Here is a 20563-nt window from a genome sequence, read left to right on the forward strand (position 1 = left end):
TTAAATGAAGATGGAACTATACGCAGAAATTATTATAGACAATATGAGTGTTAATACAGATAGGTTATATACTTATCTCATACCAGAAAAATATATTAATAAAGCTAAGAAAGGTATGAGAGTTCTAGTACCATTTGGAATGGGAAATAAAACTATAGAAGGTGTAATAGTTAATATAACAGATAAAATTCAGTTTGAGTCGAGTAAAGTAAAATCTATAAAGCATTTTATTGATGAAATTCCAATTTTATCTGAAAATATGATAGAATTAATTAAATGGATGAAGGATAAATACTTATGTAGATATATTGAAGTTCTTAAAACTGTTATCCCTACAGGTATTATGAATAAGTCAAAAAAATATGTAAAGCTTGTAGAAAATATAGAAAATGAAAGACTAAATAGTATAACTTCTAAAAATCAAAAAAATATACTGATATATTTACAAGAACATGGTGAAATTGAATTACAAACATTATCTCAAGAATTACAGATAAAAAATATATTATCCAGTATAGATGCTTTGAATAAAAAAAATCTTATAGAAGTTATAGAAAAAGTAGGACAAGAAGTAAATAAAAAATATGTAAAATATGTATATAGAAATTTTTCAAAAGAAAACTTACAATCCATAATTAATACTCTTAGCAAAAATGCAATTAAGCAAATTGATATTTTGAAATTTATTACGAATATAGATTGTATACCTTTAAAAGAGTTAATAGAGAAGACAAATAGCAATCTTTCTTCAATCAATTCTTTGAAAAAAAAAGAATATTTAAAAATATTAGAAAAAGAAGAAACTAGAAATGCTATAACGAGAGATATATCTACTTATAAAAAGTTTAAACTTACAAATCAACAAGAATCGTGTGTAAATACGATATATGATGATTTCTTAAATAAGGAGAATAATAAATATTTATTACATGGAGTTACTGGAAGCGGAAAAACTGAGGTGTATCTTCAAATAATAGAAAAAATACTTGAGTTAGGAAAAGAAACTATAGTTTTAGTTCCTGAGATATCTCTAACACCACAAACAGTAGAGCGATTTGTTGGAAGGTTTGGAGATAAAGTAGCTGTATTACATAGTAGACTTTCTTTAGGAGAAAGATATGATGAATGGCGTAAGATAAAAGAGAAAAAGGTTAAAATTGTTGTAGGAGCTAGATCAGCTATATTTGCTCCATTTGAAAATTTGGGTCTTATTATAATAGATGAGGAACATGAAACAAGCTATAAATCTAGTATGAATCCTAAATATAGTGCTATAGAAGTAGCAGAAAAAAGATGTAATATAGAAGGAGCTACTTTAATACTAGGATCAGCAACTCCTGACATAGAAAGCTACTATAGAGCTAAAAAGGGTGAATTAAAATTATTAACTTTACCTAACAGAATTAATAATAAGAAGCTTCCACATATAGAAATAGTAGACATGAGAACTGAGCTTCATAATGGAAACAAGTCTATATTTAGTAAAAAATTATATGAAGAGATATATAACAATCTTAAAAATAAAAATCAAACTATTCTTTTTTTAAATAGAAGGGGTTTTTCAACATTTGTTTCCTGTAGGGAGTGTGGTTATGTTGCTAAATGCGAAAACTGTGATATATCGTTAACTTATCATGCATCATTAAATAGACTTATATGTCATTATTGTGGAACAACTATGACGTTACCTAGTCTATGTCCAGAATGTAAGAGTAAGTATATAAGGCACTTCGGAATAGGAACTCAAAAAGTTGAAGAAATGATAAAAAAATATTTTCCTGAAGCTAGAGTAGCTAGAATGGATATAGATACCACTACTAAAAAAGGTAGCCACGAAAGAATATTAGATACGTTTAAAAAAGGTAAAGTTGATATATTAATTGGAACTCAAATGATATCTAAAGGATTAGATTTTCCTAATGTTACTTTAGTAGGAATTATAATTGCAGATACTAGTCTTAATCTTCCAGACTTTAAGTCACCAGAAAGAACATTTCAACTTTTAACTCAAGTAGGTGGTAGGGCAGGTAGAAGTGATTTGGAAGGAAGGGTTATATTACAAACCTATGAACCTGAACATTATAGCATATTAACAGCTAAAACACATGATTATAACTCTTTTTATGATAAAGAAATTTTACTAAGAAAAGAGTTTGGGTATCCACCATTTAAGGACATAATAAGTATTGTAATTTCTAGTGAAAAGGAAGAAAAAGCTTTTAATATGGCTAAGAATTTATTTGATTCAATAATTTCAAATATGAAATCAGAGACAGGCAAGGAATTTCCTAAAGAAAAAATATTAGGACCCAATCAAGCACTTATATATAAGCTTAAGAACAAGTTTAGATGGCAAATAATATTAAAATGTGAAAAATGGGAGTTAGATAGGGTAAAATGTATAATAGATAAAGTATGCACAAAAGGAAGAAAAAATTTAGAAAATGATATTAAAATAAATATAGATATAAATCCAATTTCAATAGTATAGGAGGAAATTACATGGCTATAAGACAATTAAGACTTGAAGGAGATCCACTTTTAAGAAAGAAATCTAGAGAAATAGAAAAAATTGATGATAAGATAAAAACATTGGTAAAAGATATGATAGAAACTATGTACAAAGAAGAAGGCGTTGGACTTGCAGCGCCTCAAGTAGGAATATTAAAAAGGGTAGTAGTTATAGATGTAGGAGAAGGTCTTTTTACAATAATAAATCCAGAAATAATAGAAGAACAAGGAGAAATTATTGACTACGAAGGATGTTTAAGTATACCTGGTCAAAGTGGAAAAGTTAGTAGACCAGCTAAAATAAAAGTTAAATATACTGACATAGATGGTAATGAGAAAATAGTAGAAGCAGAAGGTTTTTTAGCAAGGGCTTTTTGTCATGAAATAGATCATTTAGATGGAGTGCTTTATATTGACAAATTAGTTGATGCAGAAGAATAGGAGGTAGAAGATGAAAGTAGTATTCATGGGTACACCTGACTTTGCTGTACCAACACTTGAAGCAATATATAATAATGGACATCAAATTCCTTTAGTTATAACTCAAACTGATAAGCAAAAAGGGAGAGGAAAGAAAGTAACACCTCCTCCAGTAAAAGAAAAAGCATTGGAACTTGGGATACAAGTTCATCAGCCACATAATGTAAATGATAAAGAAACAATTACTATGTTAAAGGAAATATCGCCGGATGTCATAGTAGTTGTAGCATATGGGCAAATATTAAAGGAAGAAATCCTTAACTTACCAAAGTATAGGTGTATAAATGTACATGCATCATTATTACCTAGATATAGGGGAGCAGCTCCTATAAACTGGGTAATAATAAATGGTGAAAATAGGACAGGCGTTACTATTATGGAAATGAGTAAGGGTCTTGATACGGGAGATATGCTTCTAAAAGAAGAAATAGAGATAGGTCAAGATGAAACGGCTGGAAATTTACATGATAGATTAATGAGTATAGGTGCAAACTTGCTTACTAAAACGTTAAATGAATTAGAAAAAGGAAATATTGTTAAAGTTCCTCAAAATGATGAAGAATCAACATATGCACCTATAATGACTAAGTCTTTAGGTAAAATAAACTGGGATAAATGTGGAAGTGAGATAAAAAACCTAGTTAGAGGAACTCAACCTTGGCCAGGATCTTTTTTTGAATATGAAGGCAAAAATGTAAAGATACTAGAAGTTGATGTTGATAATAAATTTAAAGAAGGAAAAAATGGTGAAATCGTCAAAGTAAATAAAGATGGTATTTTTGTAAATGTTGAAGATAAATGTGTGATAATAAAGCGTATACAATTTCCAGGGAAAAAAGCTATGAGTATAGAAGAATTTTTAAGAGGAAATAAGTTTGAGTGTGGAATTTCTTTAAAATAATAATGGAAGTGAAATAAATGAAAAATGATGAAAAAGTATTCATAGTAACTGCTAACCTTATAATTCTATCGCTATTATTACTCAGTATAGTAGGAATCATGTTTATAGTTAATAAAAGTATCATAACACTACAAATAATTTTGCTGATAGTTATAATTTTAGCTTTAAGTTATACTATAAGTATAGTATTAAGTTTATTTATTTTGCATAGAATAGCTAATAATAAAAAAATTTCAAGATTCAGCTATAGATTTCTAAGTAAGATAATGGGAGCAATTTATCCACTATTGTTATTCGTAGCTAAAGTTATGAAAAAAGATAAAGATAGTATAAGAAGGGTACATGCTAGAGTAAATAATTTGCTAGTAACAGCTAATCCTGTGGAGGTGACTAACAAAGATATTTTAATTTTACTTCCTCATTGTTTACAAGATTCTAATTGTAAAGTAAAAATAACACATGACATAAATAACTGTAAATTATGTGGTAAATGTGATATAGAGAAAATTTTAGAAGTTAGTAGAAAGTATAATGTAAAAGTTATAGTAGCTACAGGAGGAACTCTTGCTAGAGAATGGATAAAGAGAATCAAACCAAAATGTATAATAGCAGTGGCATGCGAAAGAGATTTGTCAAGTGGCATAAATGATGTGAAAAAAATACCTGTTTTGGGTATAATAAATGATAGACCAAATGGTTCATGTTTTAATACTAAAGTAAGTATAGATAAACTTGAAGAGGCAATCAAGTTCTTTCTAAAGGAGGATGTATAAAAATGAGTCCTGGTTTTTACGGTATTTATGGCGGAGGATTTAATATGGCATTTCTAATATTAATGATAGCCATAATGTTTTCATTATATGCTCAAGCGAAAGTTCAAGGTACATTTAACAAATATTTAAAAGTTAGAAGTATGTCAGGTTATACTGGGGCAGAAGTTGCTAGAAAGATACTAGACAGAAATGGTCTGTATAATATTCCTATAGAAATGACTCCTGGAAAGCTAACAGATCATTATGATCCAAGTAAAAGAGTTTTAAGATTATCACAAGAGGTGTATAATGGAACATCAGTGGCATCATTAGGAGTAGCAGCACATGAGGTAGGTCATGCTATACAACATTCTAAAGAATATGCACCACTTACTATTAGAAATGCTATAGTACCTGTAGTAATGTTTAGTTCAAGATTTGTGTGGGTGATTATATTTTTAGGATTAATAATAGCATCATCTCCATTAGTTAAAGTAGGAATCATACTTTATGCTGCAATAGTAGCATTTCAGATAATAACATTACCAGTTGAATTTGATGCTAGTAATAGAGCTATGGCTAACTTAGAGCAGGGAATATTGAGTCCGCAGGAAATAGCTCCTACAAAAAAAGTACTAAGTGCGGCAGCTATGACTTATGTTGCAGCTACACTAGTTGCACTTGCACAATTGTTTAGACTTATATCTATGTCTAATAGAAGAGATTAATAAGAAATTGTATAAAAAGGGCTTTAGCCCTTTTTTATTGTATAATTTTTAAATAGGAGAATGATTTTAAATAAAGATTAGTAATCAAGTTTAGTGTAATTTTATGATACAATAGGATTCACAACATTAAATTAGAGTTATTTAAAAATATAATTATTAAAAAATTAACTACTATAATTTATAACTAAAAATTTAAACTAATATAATTAGAATACTAAAAAAAGTTTTGCTATTTTAATCATTTAAAGATACTATTAGAAAAGATTATTTTGTCTATAATAAATATAATAGTTTTTAGTTCTGGAGGAATACGTATGAGTAAAAACCTAAGAGAAGTAGCATTGAAGATTTTAATAGAAATAAATGAAAAAGAGGCATATTCCAATTTATCTATAAATAAAAAAACACATGGTATGGATTATAGAGATTCTTCTTTCATAAGAGAAATAGTATATGGAGTTATAGAAAACAAGCTCTATATAGATTGGGTTATTGAAAGCTTTTCTAAAATTAAGTTGAAAAAAATAAATAATACTGTTAAAGAAATTATTAGAATAGGAATATATCAAATATTGTTTATGGACAAAGTTCCAGATAGTGCAGCTGTTAATGAGTGTGTTAAGATAAGTAAAAAATATAGTAATAAAGGAGCTCAAGGTTTTATAAATGGAATATTAAGAACTATAGTTAGAAATAAAAATGATATAAAATTACCAGATAAATCAAAAGACATTAAGAAATATTTGTCAATAAAGTATTCACATCCAATTTGGATGATAAATAAATGGATTGAAGACTTTGGACTTGAATTTACAGAAGAACTGTGTAAAGCTAATAATGATAAACCTAAACTAAACATAAGAGTTAATACATTAAAAATAAGTAGAGATGAACTCCTAAATAAATTAAACGAAAAAAATATGAATGCTATAAAAACCTATTATGCAGAAGACGGTATAGTAGTTAATTCGCCACAAAATATAACAGAAACAGAAGAATTCAAGAAAGGTCTCTTTCAGATTCAAGATGAGAGTTCAATGTTAGTAGCTCAGATTATGAATCCTAAAAAAAATAGTGTTATAATAGATGTCTGTAGTGCTCCAGGTGGCAAATCTACTCATATAGCTCAAAAAATGAATAATGAAGGAAAAATTATATCAAGAGATATACATGAACATAAAGTAAAGCTTATAAACGAAAATGCCAGTAGACTAGGTATAAATATAATCAACGCCCAAAAATTTGATGCATTACATATAGATGAGTCACTTATAAACAAGGCAGATTATTGCTTGGTAGATGCTCCTTGTACAGGACTAGGACTTATTAGAAGAAAGCCTGATATAAAATGGAGAAAAGAAGAAGGTAATATAGATGAAATTAGCCGTCTACAATACCAAATATTAAAAAACACTAGTAAATACTTAAAAAAGGGAGGAATATTAATTTATAGTACATGTACTATAAATAAAGAAGAAAATTTAAATGTAATAACTAAATTTTTGGATAATAATACTGAATTCAAATTGTTAGATTTTAGCGACTTGATTCAAAATTCTGAGAAAATAACTCCTAAAGAAGGATATATAGAGTTATTTCCAAATGTTCATGCTACAGATGGATTTTTCATAGCAAAACTTATAAAAATGTAATTATCTGAACTTTACCCTTTAATTATTATGATATAATATTATAGTGTTTATATTTCATAGGAGGGATTCTTTGAAAAAAATAGATTTAAAGTCAATGGAAATAAATCAGCTAAAGCAATTGTTCTTAGATATGAATGAAAAAGCCTTTAGGGGAGAGCAGACTTTTAAATGGATACATGATAAACTAGTACAGTCTATAGATGATATTACTGTACTGTCTACAGACCTAAGGGACAAGCTAAATAAAGACTGTAATATAATGAGCCTAAAACTATTAAAAAGATATGATTCAAATATTGACGAAACTAAAAAATATCTCTTTCTGCTAGAAGATGATAATATTATTGAAAGTGTGATGATGAAATATAAACATGGTATATCTATTTGTATATCTACTCAGGTAGGTTGTAGGATGGGATGTTCTTTCTGTGCTTCAACCAAGGATGGACTAGTTAGAAATCTTACACCTGGGGAAATACTGGATCAGTTTTACTCTGTACAAAGAGATATAGGAAACAAAATTAGTAATGTGGTTCTCATGGGAAGTGGAGAGCCTTTAGATAACTATGAAAATGTTAAAAAATTTTTAGAAATAATACACAATGAGAAAGGACAAAATCTAAGCTATAGACATATAACTCTTTCTACATGTGGATTGGTTCCAAAGATGTACCAACTAGCAGATGAAGAAATACCTATAAATTTATCTATATCCCTTCATTCACCGTTTGACGAGGAAAGAAAAAAAATCATGCCTGTAGCTAATAGATATAAGATATCTGAGATACTAGATGCATGTAAATATTATATTAAAAAGACAAATAGAAGAGTCACATTTGAATATACATTAATAAAGGATGTTAATGATAAGCAAGAATATGCTAATGAACTTACAAGACTTCTTAAAGGTATGTTGTGCCATGTCAATTTGATACCTTTAAATCCTATAAAAGAGTTTAAACATAAAAAATCAATTGATAAATCAATTAAAGAGTTCAAAAGCATACTTGAAAAAGGTGGTGTAGCTACTACAATTAGAAGAGAGATGGGCTCAGACATAAATGCTGCTTGTGGACAATTAAGAAGAGACTACATATCTTCTAAATAAGAACTAATTAGCTTTTATAGTTGTAAAAGAATGCGAGGTGTAAATATGTTTATCTGTGCTTGTTCAGATATAGGAAAAATGAGAGAAATAAATCAAGATGCGTATTATTATTTAGATGATGAAAAACTTCCTATCTTTATAGTAGCTGACGGTATGGGAGGGCATAAAGCTGGAGAGATTGCTAGCAATTCATCACTTAGAGCGGTGAAAGAAGTTTACGAAAAGTATAAAGAAAAAATATTAAACAAAGAAGTAGAAATTGCTCAATTTATTAATGAATCAATAAAAAGAGCGAATGAAGAAATACGAAGTGAAGCTGAGAAAGAACCTAGTTTTAAAGGAATGGGAACTACTTTAACTATGGGAATAGTATTTGAAAAAGAAATATACATTGGACATGTAGGAGATAGTAGGGCATATCTATTAAGAAACAAAGAGCTAGTTCAGATCACACATGATCATTCATTAGTAGCAGAATTAGTTAGAGCAGGAACTATAACAGAAGAAGAGGCTATTGTACATCCTCAAAAAAATATTATAACTAGGGCTTTAGGTACAGATAAAGAAGTTGAGGCAGATATTGTCACTAGGGAGCTTTTAGAAGGGGATATTATCCTATTGTGTACAGATGGACTAACTAATATGGTAAGTAATCCTAGGATTAAGGAAATAATACTTAATTCATCTAATCTTACAGATGTTTGTACAGTATTAGCTAATACAGCAAATGAACTTGGTGGAATCGATAATACTACTGTTATGGTTTTAAAAGTAGGATAGAATAGAGGTGATATAAGTGATAGGAAAAGTATTAGGTAATAGGTATGAAATTTTAGAGAAAATTGGAGATGGAGGCATGGCTTTAGTATATAAAGCAAAGTGTACTCTCCTAAATAGATATGTTGCTGTAAAAATACTAAGAGAAGAATTTGTAAATGATGAAGAGTTCATAACTAAATTTAAAAGAGAATCTCAAGCTGCTGCTAGTTTATCTCACCCTAATATAGTAAGTGTATATGATGTAGGTCTTGAGGATAAGAATATCCATTATATAGTTATGGAGTATATTAAGGGGAAAACGTTAAAAGAGCTTATAAAAGAAAAAAATGGACTAAGTATAGAAGAAACGTTAAATATAAGTATGGATATAGCAGATGCTATAGGAAATGCTCATGAAAATGGAATAATTCACAGGGATATAAAACCTCATAATATAATGGTTACAGAGGATGGAAGAGTAAAGGTTACAGACTTTGGAATTGCAAGAGCTGCTACCAGCACTACGATAACTAATACAAATAGTATAATAGGATCCGCTCATTACTTTTCACCTGAACAGGCTAGAGGAGGATATATAGATGAAAAATCTGATATATACTCTTTAGGAATAGTAATGTATGAGATGATAACAGGAACTGTTCCTTTTGAAGGAGAAAGTCCTATAACAGTAGCAATAAGACATATACAAGAACAACCAAAATTACCTAGTGAAATAAATAGCTCTGTTCCAAAAGGATTAGAGAAAATAATAATGAAATGCATAGAAAAAGATCAAACGTTGAGATACAGTAATATCAAAGAATTACTAAGAGATCTAAAAGAATTTAAGATTCATGGAGATACTCAAGTAAAGGAGCCATATAACTCTAGCGATTCTCCAACTCAAGTTATGCCTATAGTTAATGATGATATGATAGATAATATTAATGGAGATATCGATGGTGAATCAGATGTTAAGATCAAACCTAGAAAGGCTAAAAATACAAAAGCACCTTCTAAAAAAGACAAGAAGCCTAAGAAAAGAAAATCTAATAAACTGTTAACTTTTATTGCTATAATATTAGCATTCCTAACAGTATGTGGTGTTGCTTTAGCAGTTTTAGGTTCAAAAGGACTATTAGGAGCTAAAGAGGTGCAAGTTCCAAATATAGTTGGACTTCAAGAAGAAACAGCTAAAAAGAAAGTAGAAGATAGGGGACTAAAATTTGAAGTCACCAGTAAGGAATATAGTGACGAGTATAATGAAGGCGATGTAATAAGACAGAGTGAAGAAGAAGGACAGAAAGTAAAAGAAGGATTTACTATAAGGGCTGTTATAAGTAAAGGGAAAGAAAATGTAAAAGTACCGAAGTTGATAAACAAAGATATAGATGCAGCTACAGAGTTATTAGAAGAAGCAGGATTAGAAAAAGGAGACGTTGAATACGAATATAGTAAATTACCAGAAGGTACAGTAATAGAACAGGACCCAGAGCCATCAGATGAGGTTTCTAGGGGAACTACAGTAAATTTAGTAGTTAGTAAAGGTCGTAAAGAATATACTAAACCAAATAAATACAATAATTACAATAAGAACTCAAACAAAGATTCAAATAATGACAAAAATAATGATAACAGTAATGATAGAAATGATAACAACTCAAATAATAATGTAAATAATAATCAGAACAATAACCAAAACAATAATCAGAATAATAATCATAATAACAATAATACGAATAATGGTAATAATCAAAATAATAATGGATCTAATTCTAATTCTGGTAATAATCAAAATAACAATTCAGGAGGAAACCAAGGAACAAATCCAGGAGGAAATCCAGGAGGAAATCAAGGAACGAATCCAGGAGGAAATCAAGGAACAAACCCGGGAGGGAATCAAGGAACAAATCCGGGAGGAAATCAAGGAACAAATCCTCCTAGCGTAACACCTGAAAACTAAAATATATAGTATACTAAACTGAATTAATATAAAAATTAAAAAAATCTCATAAATTTGATGTATAAGTAATTTTAGGAGGATTAATAATGCTAGAAGGAACAATTATTAAGGGGATAGGTGGATTTTACTACGTAAAAGTAAAAGATGATTTATATGAGTGTAGAGCGAGAGGAGTTTTTCGTAAAGAAAAAACCAAACCTTTAGTAGGTGATAGAGTTTTAATAAGAGCTAATGAAAATGATAAAACTGGCTATGTGGAAAAAATATTTGAAAGAAAAACTGAACTTATCAGACCACCAGTTTCAAATGTAAATCAAGCTATAATTGTTTTTGCAGTTAAAAATCCAGATCCTAATTTATGGTTATTAGATAGATTCCTACTTCTAGCATCTTATCAAGGGTTAGATGTTGTAATATGCTTTAATAAAATAGACTTAGTAAATGAAGAGGTTAAGCATCTTATTGAGGATTACACAAAAGCTGGGTATAAAGTAATTACAACCAGTTGTAAAGAAAATAAAGGTATAGATGAACTAAGAGAGACTCTTAAGGATAAGATAAGTGTATTTGCAGGACCTTCAGGAGTTGGTAAATCTACATTGCTCAATAATATACAATCTAACTTACAATTAAAGACTGGAGAAATCAGTCAAAAAACTAGTAGAGGAAAGCATACTACAAGGCACGTTGAATTAATAGAGTTAGAAATGGGCGGATGGGTATTAGATACTCCTGGCTTTAGCTCTTTAGATATTGATTTTTTAGACGAAGAAAATTTGCAAATATATTTTAATGATATATATGAAAAAAGTCATTTATGTAAATTTACAGGATGTAAACATGACAAAGAACCTCAATGTGCGGTAAAAGAATCAGTAGAAAATGGAGAAATTAGTAGATCTAGATACAATAATTATTTACTCTTTTTAAAAGAAACCATGGACAATAGGAGGTATTAGTAATGATAAAAATAGCACCATCAATTTTATCAGCAGATTTTAGCAATTTAGAAGAACAGATACAAAAAATAGATAAAGGTGGAGCAGATTTAGTACATTTAGATGTAATGGATGGGCAGTTTGTTCCAAATATAACTTTTGGACCTCCTGTTATAAAAAATATTAGAAGAGTTACGGACTTACCTTTTGATGTACATTTAATGATAGATAGACCAGAGAGATATATAAAAGAATTTGTAGATGCAGGAGCAGATATAATTACTGTACATCAAGAATCAACTCTACATTTACATCGTACAATACAGCAAATAAAAAGCTATGGCATAAAAGCATCAGTTGCTTTAAATCCATCTACACCATTAGAAACTATAAAACATGTAATTGATGATTTAGATATGGTATTAATAATGACTGTTAATCCTGGTTTTGGAGGACAATCATTTATTCCTCAAATGAAAGAAAAAATAAAAGAGTTAAGAAAATGGATTGATTCTAAAAAGCTTGATATAGATATTCAAGTTGATGGTGGAATCAAGTTAGACAATATAAAAGAAGTAATAGATTGTGGAGCAAATGTTTTTGTAGCAGGTTCAGCAATATTTGGTACAGATAATATTATAGATACTACTAAAAAGTTTAAGAGTATATAAAATTATTACAAATTAATATAAATTAAAAATTCACTAGGGGAGCTAATCTGCTGAGAGGAAATTACTTAAATTTCGACCCTATAACCTGATCTAGTTAGTACTAGCGGAGGGAAGTGTAATATTTTCATGCAATTAGCCTCCCAAATTAAATTTATTAAGGGAGGTATTTTTATGAATATCAAAACTAGTGAAACTAATAAATCAACTAATATTAAATTTCTAGTAGAAGCAGGTGTAATGGTGGCACTTGCAACTATATTAAGTATGGTAAAAATTTATCAGGCACCTAATGGTGGATCAGTAACAGCTGGAAGTATGATACCAATTATTTTTATAGCTTTAAGATGGGGAGTTTTAAGAGGTATATTTACAGGATTAGTTTATGGACTAGTGCAGTCATTTGATCCATATATAGTACATCCTATACAATATATATTAGACTATTTAGTTGCTTTTTCTTTTTTAGGGTTAGCTGGAATTGCTAAAAATATAATAGCTACGAAAAATAAAAAAGATACAGCCTTTGAATATGTGGTTATTATTGTAGGTGTATTTTTAGGTATTTTAGGAAGATTTATTTGCCATGTATTATCAGGAGTTATATTTTTTGAAGCAAATGCAAAAGATTTAGGTGTATGGAAATATTCTATAATCTACAATGGAACATATTTAGGAATTGAACTTATTATGTCAATTTTAATATTAACTCTTATTTGGAGACCTCTTAGAAGATTACTTTCAAGCTAACATTAAATAAAGAAAAGAGTGAGACTTTGAAAATACTAATAGTTTCAAATGGAAATCTAGAAGATATATGTATATCAGATATACTAGAAAAACATGATTTGCTTATATGTGCAGATGGTGGAGCTAGACATTTGTACAAGCAAAACATACTTCCAGACATTATAGTAGGAGATCTAGATTCTATTGGGGATAAAGTTTTAAATTATTATAAGAAAAAAGAAGTGGTTTTTCATAAATTTCCAAGTGAAAAAGATAAAACAGATACTGAATTAGCTATAGATTATGCGATTGAGAAAGGTGCAACGGAAATAAGTTTATTAGGAGTAACAGGAACAAGATTAGATCACACTTTAGCTAATATAATGCTATTATACGATTTATTGAATAAAAATATTAAAGCAAGGATAATAGACTCCCATAATGAAATCTTCATGATAAAAAATAACTTGGAAATTCAAAATGACAATAAATATAAATTTGTTTCTGTAATACCTATAATAAATGATGCTAAAAAGGTTAATATAAAAGGATTTAAGTATGAAACTAAAGATATAGATTTTAAGATAGGAACAACGTTAGGAATTAGTAATGAGATTAAAGAAGAAAAAGGATATATAGATATGGAAGACGGAATATGTCTAATTATAAAGTCAAGAGATTAAATTATGATAACAGCCTAAATAGGCTGTTTTTCTTTTGGCTTTATTAATGTTTTTGTAACTTTTTATTAGACATAGAATAGTATAATACTATAATATCTAATGAAGTAGGTGAATACCTTGAAAAAGTTCGATATCAAACGACTATTTTTAAAAAATAATTTCAAAAAAACTCTAGGTATTACATTCTCTATAATAGGAGCTATTATAATAATTCAAGTAATTCCTGTTAAATTTTGGATTCTTAGTTTAGGAATAATATTAGTTGCATTAGGATGGACTTTTTATAGAATGTGTTAGGGGAAATTTAATATGAGTAAAATATTTGAGATCCTAGCAAAGTCAACTATTGCTATTACTTTTATATATGCAATGCTATTTTTACCTGATTTGATGTTATTTAGTTTAGTTATATTTATTTTGTTACTTATTATATGGTATTTCAATGAAATATGAAAGGAGAGTCTAAAGTATGAAAGTATACTTTTTAAAATTACCAAAGACCTTGAGAAAAATATTAAAAAAGTTATCTAGAAATAAAACATAAGTAAAAAAAATAGGCTTCCAGTTTATTAGGAAGCCATGATTATAATGCTCTTTCAACGTTACCTGATCTTATACATCTTGTACATACATTTATCTTCTTAGGAGAACCGTTAACGATAGCTCTTATTTTACGTACGTTTGGAGACCAAGTTCTATTACTTTTACGGTTAGAGAAAGTCACTAAATGGCCTGAAACTTTACCTTTACCGCATACTTCACAGTATTTTGCCAAGTCAAACACCTCCTCAATGTAAGTAATTATAATCTCAAAAAATCTACATTACAACTTATTGTAACACAACTATTAATAATTTTGCAATAATAAAGATAATAATATACTAAAAACAGGACACTAATATCATAAAGTTGAAGATATTATCATTATAATGTAAAATATAGATTATGGTTACTAAAATATTATAAATTAAATTTTAATTTGAGAGGAAATATTTTATTAAGATATAATATATTATATATGAAGAGTATGTGTATACTTCACAAACAAAAGGAGGATTATTGATGTCAGCAAAAGTAACGAACCAGTACGGGAATATAAATATAGATGATAATGTTTTAGCTTCTATTGCAGGATTAGCTGCTATGGAATGCTATGGATTGGTAGGAATGGCAAGTAAGAATGCTACAGATGGATTAGTTGAATTATTAAAAAAAGAACATCTCACAAAAGGTGTAAAAGTTCATAGCGAAGATGATAGAATTGTGATAGACTTATATGTTGTGGTTCAATTTGGGATAAGTATTTCTGCGGTGGCTAGTAATATCATAGAGAAAGTAAAATACACAGTTGAGAACATTACAGGACTAAAGGTTGAAAAAGTAAACGTAAATGTACAAGGAGTAAGAGTTCAAAAGTAGATAAGGAGGTACTAAATTGAAAATTGAATATGTAGATGGACTTATGCTATCTAAGATGTTCTTAGGAGCTGCCAACTCTTTAGAGAAAAATAAAGAAATTGTTAACTCATTAAATGTTTTTCCAGTTCCAGATGGAGATACAGGAACAAATATGTCATTAACAATGCAATCAGCGGTTAGGCAACTTAAAAATTTAGATACTCAAGATATAGACAAGATATCTTCAGTTGTTGCAAATGGTTCACTAATGGGAGCCAGAGGAAATTCAGGAGTTATACTGTCTCAACTACTTAGAGGGTTTTCCAAAGGATTAAAGGGTAGAAAAAGAATTGATACTAAGATAGCATCTATAGCTTTAAAAGAAGGTGCAGATACTGCATATAAGGCTGTTATGAAGCCTATAGAAGGAACTATACTAACGGTAGCTAGAGAATGTGCTGAAAAATCAATAGAAATTTCTAGAACAGAGACAGATGTAGTTGTGTTTTTAAAAAAAGTAATTGAACATGGAGAAATAGCTCTTAATAAAACTCCAGAAATGCTTCCAGTTTTAAAACAAGCAGGTGTTGTAGATGCTGGTGGAAAAGGTCTTCTTACTTTACTAAGTGGAGCATTAGAAGTATTAACAGGTAAGGAAGAAATTAGCTATGATTCAATAGAAAATACAAAACATAATGTACAACCAAATCCAATTAGTGATGATATAACATTTGGATATTGTACAGAGTTTATTATAAATAATACTGATGCTGATAATATAGAGTTCAGAGATAAAATACAAAAGCTTGGGGACTCTATATTAGTTGTTGGTGGAGATAATATTATAAAGGTTCATATTCATACAGATGACCCAGGTCTAGTACTTCAACAAGCTCTAGGATTAGGAGAATTAATAGATATAAAGATAGACAATATGAGATATCAGCATAGAAACAATGTCTTCTCAGAAGAAGATAATCAAACAAATGAAATAGAAGCTGTTGAAGAAACTAAGAAATATGGATTTATAACTGTTTCTATGGGAGAAGGTCTTAAGGAAATATTCAATGATCTAAAAGTTGATCATGTTATTTCTGGTGGACAGACTATGAATCCAAGTACGGAAGATATTCTAAATGCCGTTAATAACATAAATGCGGAAAATATAATAATACTACCAAATAACAGTAATATTGTATTAGCGGCTAATCAAGCTAAGGAACTTAGCGAGAAAAACATTGAGGTTCTTCCTACTAAGACAATACCTCAAGGGGTAACCGCATTATTGGCATTTAATGAAGAAGCTAGTATTGAAGAAAATATAGAAAATATGACCAAAGCTTTTAAATCCATTAAAACAGGGCAGATTACTTTTTCAGTAAGAGACACATCTATAAATGATAGAGAAATAAATAAAGACGATATTATAGGTATATGTGATGGAGATATAACATCTGTTGGTAAAGACATAAAGGAAGTTGCTATTGACTTAATAAGAAATACAATAAATGAAGAAACTGAACTTATAACATTATTTTATGGAGAAGGAATAACTGAAGAACAAGCAAATGAATTAAGAGAGATATTAGAGGAAGAATTTGATTATATAGATATTGAAATAATATACGGAGGACAGCCTCTATATTATTATTTAATTGCTATAGAGTAAGGTTAAAACAAGAATTTAGACTAACATTTATAGTTAATATGTCTGAGTTCTTGTTTTTTATTACATAGTCTAAAATAAAGCAGAGCAGAGGTGAAGAAAGTTGAATAAACTTGACACATCCGTTCAATATATAAAGGGTGTTGGTCCTAAAAAAGTAAATTTACTAAAAAAACTAGAGATAGAGACTATAAGAGATTTAATATATTATTTTCCCAAAGGATATGAAGATAGAAGAGAATTAAAAAAAATTACAGAGTTGAATGAAGGTGAAAAAAGTAGCATTAAAGTAGTCATATCTGGATTACCTTCTATCTATAGAGCTAGAAGAGGATTAACTATAATAAAAATACAAGTTAAAGATGAATCTGGAATGGCTTATTTAGTGTGGTTTAACCAGGACTATGTAACTAAAGATTTGAAAATTGGTGAAACTATTAAAGTTAATGGAAAAGTAAAAAAATCTGGAAATATAATTGAGATACACAGTCCAATATATGTTAAAAATATTCAAAGTAATGATAAAATCGGTAGAGTTTTACCTGTGTATCCTCTTACGGAAAAACTTAAAAACAACGAAATGATTAAATTCATGACAAATGCTTTAAATGAGTATTTATACTTAGTAGAAGAGTCTATACCAGAGTATATTAGTGAAAGATTAAAGCTTTTTACAATACGTGATTCATTAAGAAATGTACATTTTCCTAAAAATAGAGAGCTTTATATAAAATCTAGATCAACTCTAGCATTTGAGGAACTATTAACATTACAGTTAGGACTTTTATTAATGAGAAATGATTATGATAAGAGTAAAGAATGTATAAAGTTTGAAGAATCGAAAGAAATATATGAATTCATAGAATCTCTTCCATTTGATCTTACTAATGCTCAAAAAAGAACTTTTAAAGAAATATCAGATGATATGGAATCAGACAAACAAATGAATAGACTGGTTCAAGGAGATGTAGGATCAGGGAAAACTATATTAGCAGTTTTATCGATGTTTAAAGCATGTAAATCAGGATATCAAGCGGTAATGATGGCACCTACAGAAATACTAGCAAGACAACATTATGATAGTATACAAGGATTATTAGAAAATTATAATATAAAATGTGAATTGCTTATTAGCAATATAAGTAATAAAAATAAAAAAGATATAATTGAAAAAGTTAAAAGTGGAGATATTGATATACTAATAGGAACACATGCTTTAATAGAAGATTATGTGGAATTTAAAAATTTAGGTCTTGCAATAACTGATGAGCAGCATAGATTTGGAGTGAAGCAAAGGGCAAAGTTGTCGTCTAAAGGAAGGAATCCAGATATTTTAGTAATGACTGCAACTCCTATTCCTCGAACACTTGCTTTAATAATGTATGGAGACTTAGATATATCAATAATAGATGAGTTACCACCTGGAAGAAAAAAAATAAAAACTTATGTAAGGAATGAGAGTAGTAAAGACAAAGTATATGAATTTGTAAGAAAACAAGTATTAGAGGGGAGACAAGCTTACATAGTTTGTCCTTTGGTAGAAGAGTCTGATAGTTTAGATATTCAATCAGCAGTTGAACTTTATGAGAATCTAAAAAATAATGAATTTAGAGATATCAAAGTAGGATTGTTACATGGGAAAATGAAAGGTAAAGAAAAAGACTATATAATGAATGAATTTAAGTTAGGAGAAATAGATGTTTTAGTTTCAACTACAGTTATTGAAGTTGGAGTAAATGTTCCTAATTCTAATATAATGATTATAGAAAATGCTGAAAGATTTGGTTTGGCTCAGTTACATCAATTAAGAGGTAGAGTAGGAAGAGGAGAATATCAGTCATATTGTATATTAATAAATAAAAGTAATAGTAGAGTGTCAAAAGAAAGAATGTCTATTATGGAAAAAACTAATGATGGATTTTTAATATCAGAAAAAGATTTAGAAATTAGAGGGCCAGGTGAATTTTTTGGAATAAGACAACATGGAATACCAGAACTTAAAATAGCAAGGCTTCCTGGAGATATAAAAATATTGAAAATGGCACAAGAAATTTGCTTTGAAATATTAAAAGAAGATCCTAAACTGGAACTAGAAAAAAATAAAAGTATAAGAAATAAGATATCAAGAATCTTTAATAAAGAAGGATTAATAATCTTTAATTAATAATTTTCAAGTAATATACAATTAGGAATAAAAATATAATGCTGTTTATTTTCAGAAAATATTTAAACTATTTCAAGATAGTTTTATTATAAATGATAAAATATGAATTATATTAAATATAAAGTAAAAGCTATTAAAAGATAAAAAAGTTCACTTTATAATAGATTATTCAATAACTAAATATAAAAAATAATAAAACAAAAAAGAATTAACGTTTTTATCTATTTTAACATATTTAAAAACTTTATATTAAACTTAGCTGAACAATTATTTTTACTATTAATATAAATAATATTTGATCACTTATATAAGACTAAAATATTTTATTTAATGAAAATAGGAAATGTTTAACTTATAACCAAATAATTACTAGAGTAAAAAAACCTCCTTTTGTAAAAATTAATATTACAACAACAAAGGAGGTGAAAGCAATGGCTAACAACAATAACAATAGAATAGTTGTACCTGAAGCTCGTCAAGCTTTAAATCAAATGAAAACTGAAATAGCAAGCGAATTAGGATTAAGCAACTATGAATCAATAGATAAAGGAAACTTAACTGCTAGACAAAACGGTTATGTAGGTGGATACATCACTAAGAGATTAGTTGAGCAAGCTCAAAGATCACTTTCTGGAACAAGTTTATAATAATAAAAAAAGAAAGGCAAATATTAATATTTGTCTTTCTTTTTTTATTTAATAATATAGATATCGAGATCTTCTTATTCATGATATAAAAATATTTAAAAATAAAAAAACTTAATAGTTCTTCATTATTATCAAGTTCAATATAAAAAATTAGTTAGCACGAAGAGGCAACTTATATTAATAGCAAATAGTATATTTAGTTTTATGATATTATATTTTTATATACTTTGCTTAATATTTGTATAGGTACTACGTTAATAGGAGGACAAGCAGAATGAATAATTTATTTTTAACTGGGGAAAAGGGGATAGGAAAGAGTACAATCTTAAAAAGAGTTTTGAATAATTGTAGTATGTCTATAGGCGGATTTATGACGTTAAGAAATATAGAAGAAGATATTTATAATAAAAAGGTGTTTATGATATATTCTTTAAATGATGAAAGCAGAAAACATAATATAGCTACAATAACGTTTAAAGATAATAAAAACCATATTGAAATAAATAAAGATTCTTTTGATATAGGTATAGTATCTATATTAAAAGAAGATTTAAATAATAGCGATTTGATTATACTTGATGAATTGGGATTCATGGAATCAGAATGTTTTGAGTTTCAGAAAACCATTTATGACATTTTAGATAGTTCTAAACCAGTTTTGGGAGTAATTAAAGATTATGACTGTGAATTTTTAGATAACATTAGAAATAGAATCGACACAAATATAATAAAAGTTACAAAAGAAAATAGAGATAATCTTGTAGAAAGCATTTTGAATACATTAGTTTCCTTTAATAAAAATTTCAAATAACCACG

The 20563-nt window shown here is 28.3% G+C and carries 21 protein-coding genes and 1 riboswitch; of the genes, 20 read left to right on the plus strand and 1 reads right to left on the minus strand.

The genetic code is table 11. The features are described 5' to 3' along the window. Window positions 1-4: 4 nt before the first annotated feature. From priA to CLPU_RS17190, 15 genes are all read left to right on the plus strand, one after another. Window positions 5-2491: a primosomal protein N' gene (gene priA, locus CLPU_RS06440; RefSeq protein WP_050354840.1), complete on the plus strand. Its 2487-nt coding sequence runs from the start codon at window positions 5-7 to the stop codon at window positions 2489-2491. A gap of 11 nt (window positions 2492-2502) precedes the next feature. Continuing rightward, a complete protein-coding gene (gene def / locus CLPU_RS06445) occupies window positions 2503-2952 on the plus strand; it encodes a peptide deformylase (protein WP_050354841.1) in 450 nt (149 codons plus the stop codon). 10 nt (window positions 2953-2962) lie between these two features. Continuing rightward, the gene (gene fmt, locus CLPU_RS06450) at window positions 2963-3892 is read left to right on the plus strand and encodes a methionyl-tRNA formyltransferase (protein WP_050354842.1); all 930 of its coding nucleotides are present in this window, start codon (window positions 2963-2965) and stop codon (window positions 3890-3892) included. A gap of 17 nt (window positions 3893-3909) precedes the next feature. After that, window positions 3910-4665 (plus strand): DUF116 domain-containing protein, encoded by a 756-nt coding sequence (locus tag CLPU_RS06455; RefSeq protein WP_050354843.1) that lies wholly within the window; start codon window positions 3910-3912, stop codon window positions 4663-4665. A gap of 2 nt (window positions 4666-4667) precedes the next feature. Further along, the gene (locus CLPU_RS06460; RefSeq protein WP_050354844.1) at window positions 4668-5372 is read left to right on the plus strand and encodes a zinc metallopeptidase; all 705 of its coding nucleotides are present in this window, start codon (window positions 4668-4670) and stop codon (window positions 5370-5372) included. A gap of 314 nt (window positions 5373-5686) precedes the next feature. Further along, on the plus strand, window positions 5687-7024 hold the full coding sequence (gene rsmB / locus CLPU_RS06465; protein ID WP_050354845.1) for a 16S rRNA (cytosine(967)-C(5))-methyltransferase RsmB: 1338 nt from the start codon (window positions 5687-5689) through the stop codon (window positions 7022-7024). A 70-nt stretch (window positions 7025-7094) separates the two neighbouring features. Next, window positions 7095-8132, plus strand: coding sequence for a dual-specificity RNA methyltransferase RlmN (rlmN, locus tag CLPU_RS06470; protein ID WP_050354846.1), 1038 nt, complete (start codon window positions 7095-7097; stop codon window positions 8130-8132). A 45-nt stretch (window positions 8133-8177) separates the two neighbouring features. Then, window positions 8178-8912 (plus strand): Stp1/IreP family PP2C-type Ser/Thr phosphatase, encoded by a 735-nt coding sequence (locus tag CLPU_RS06475; RefSeq protein ID WP_050354847.1) that lies wholly within the window; start codon window positions 8178-8180, stop codon window positions 8910-8912. A 16-nt stretch (window positions 8913-8928) separates the two neighbouring features. Next, entirely contained in the window at window positions 8929-10854 is a 1926-nt protein-coding gene (gene pknB, locus CLPU_RS06480; protein WP_082154107.1) for a Stk1 family PASTA domain-containing Ser/Thr kinase, read from the plus strand. Window positions 10855-10940: 86 nt separating this feature from the next. Next, a complete protein-coding gene (rsgA, locus tag CLPU_RS06485; protein WP_050354848.1) occupies window positions 10941-11813 on the plus strand; it encodes a ribosome small subunit-dependent GTPase A in 873 nt (290 codons plus the stop codon). A 2-nt stretch (window positions 11814-11815) separates the two neighbouring features. Further along, window positions 11816-12463, plus strand: coding sequence for a ribulose-phosphate 3-epimerase (rpe, locus tag CLPU_RS06490; protein WP_050354849.1), 648 nt, complete (start codon window positions 11816-11818; stop codon window positions 12461-12463). Between the two features lie 25 nt (window positions 12464-12488). After that, window positions 12489-12592: riboswitch (TPP riboswitch) on the plus strand. Between the two features lie 42 nt (window positions 12593-12634). After that, complete coding sequence (gene thiT / locus CLPU_RS06495) at window positions 12635-13210, plus strand: energy-coupled thiamine transporter ThiT (protein WP_050354850.1); 576 nt, start codon at window positions 12635-12637, stop codon at window positions 13208-13210. Window positions 13211-13236: 26 nt separating this feature from the next. Then, the gene (locus tag CLPU_RS06500) at window positions 13237-13872 is read left to right on the plus strand and encodes a thiamine diphosphokinase (protein WP_050354851.1); all 636 of its coding nucleotides are present in this window, start codon (window positions 13237-13239) and stop codon (window positions 13870-13872) included. 117 nt (window positions 13873-13989) lie between these two features. Next, window positions 13990-14169 (plus strand): hypothetical protein, encoded by a 180-nt coding sequence (locus CLPU_RS06505; protein ID WP_050354852.1) that lies wholly within the window; start codon window positions 13990-13992, stop codon window positions 14167-14169. Between the two features lie 12 nt (window positions 14170-14181). Continuing rightward, the gene (locus CLPU_RS17190) at window positions 14182-14325 is read left to right on the plus strand and encodes a hypothetical protein (protein ID WP_157857707.1); all 144 of its coding nucleotides are present in this window, start codon (window positions 14182-14184) and stop codon (window positions 14323-14325) included. Between the two features lie 130 nt (window positions 14326-14455). On the opposite strand, the gene rpmB is transcribed toward CLPU_RS17190, so the two are convergent. Next, a complete protein-coding gene (rpmB, locus tag CLPU_RS06510; protein ID WP_050354853.1) occupies window positions 14456-14647 on the minus strand; it encodes a 50S ribosomal protein L28 in 192 nt (63 codons plus the stop codon). A gap of 287 nt (window positions 14648-14934) precedes the next feature. Here rpmB and CLPU_RS06515 point away from each other — a divergent pair, with 287 nt between their 5' ends. From CLPU_RS06515 to CLPU_RS06535, 5 genes are all read left to right on the plus strand, one after another. Then, on the plus strand, window positions 14935-15291 hold the full coding sequence (locus tag CLPU_RS06515) for an Asp23/Gls24 family envelope stress response protein (protein ID WP_050354854.1): 357 nt from the start codon (window positions 14935-14937) through the stop codon (window positions 15289-15291). A 16-nt stretch (window positions 15292-15307) separates the two neighbouring features. After that, entirely contained in the window at window positions 15308-16939 is a 1632-nt protein-coding gene (locus CLPU_RS06520) for a DAK2 domain-containing protein (protein ID WP_082154108.1), read from the plus strand. A gap of 100 nt (window positions 16940-17039) precedes the next feature. Continuing rightward, the gene (gene recG / locus CLPU_RS06525; protein WP_050354855.1) at window positions 17040-19100 is read left to right on the plus strand and encodes an ATP-dependent DNA helicase RecG; all 2061 of its coding nucleotides are present in this window, start codon (window positions 17040-17042) and stop codon (window positions 19098-19100) included. A 431-nt stretch (window positions 19101-19531) separates the two neighbouring features. Further along, window positions 19532-19747 carry an alpha/beta-type small acid-soluble spore protein gene (locus tag CLPU_RS06530; RefSeq protein ID WP_050354856.1) on the plus strand — a complete coding sequence of 72 codons (216 nt, stop codon included), beginning with the start codon at window positions 19532-19534 and terminating at the stop codon, window positions 19745-19747. Between the two features lie 274 nt (window positions 19748-20021). Further along, window positions 20022-20558: a nucleoside-triphosphatase gene (locus CLPU_RS06535; protein ID WP_050354857.1), complete on the plus strand. Its 537-nt coding sequence runs from the start codon at window positions 20022-20024 to the stop codon at window positions 20556-20558. Window positions 20559-20563: the final 5 nt, after the last annotated feature.

This window comes from Gottschalkia purinilytica (assembly GCF_001190785.1).
Taxonomy (GTDB): Bacteria; Bacillota; Clostridia; order Tissierellales; family Gottschalkiaceae; genus Gottschalkia_A; species Gottschalkia_A purinilytica.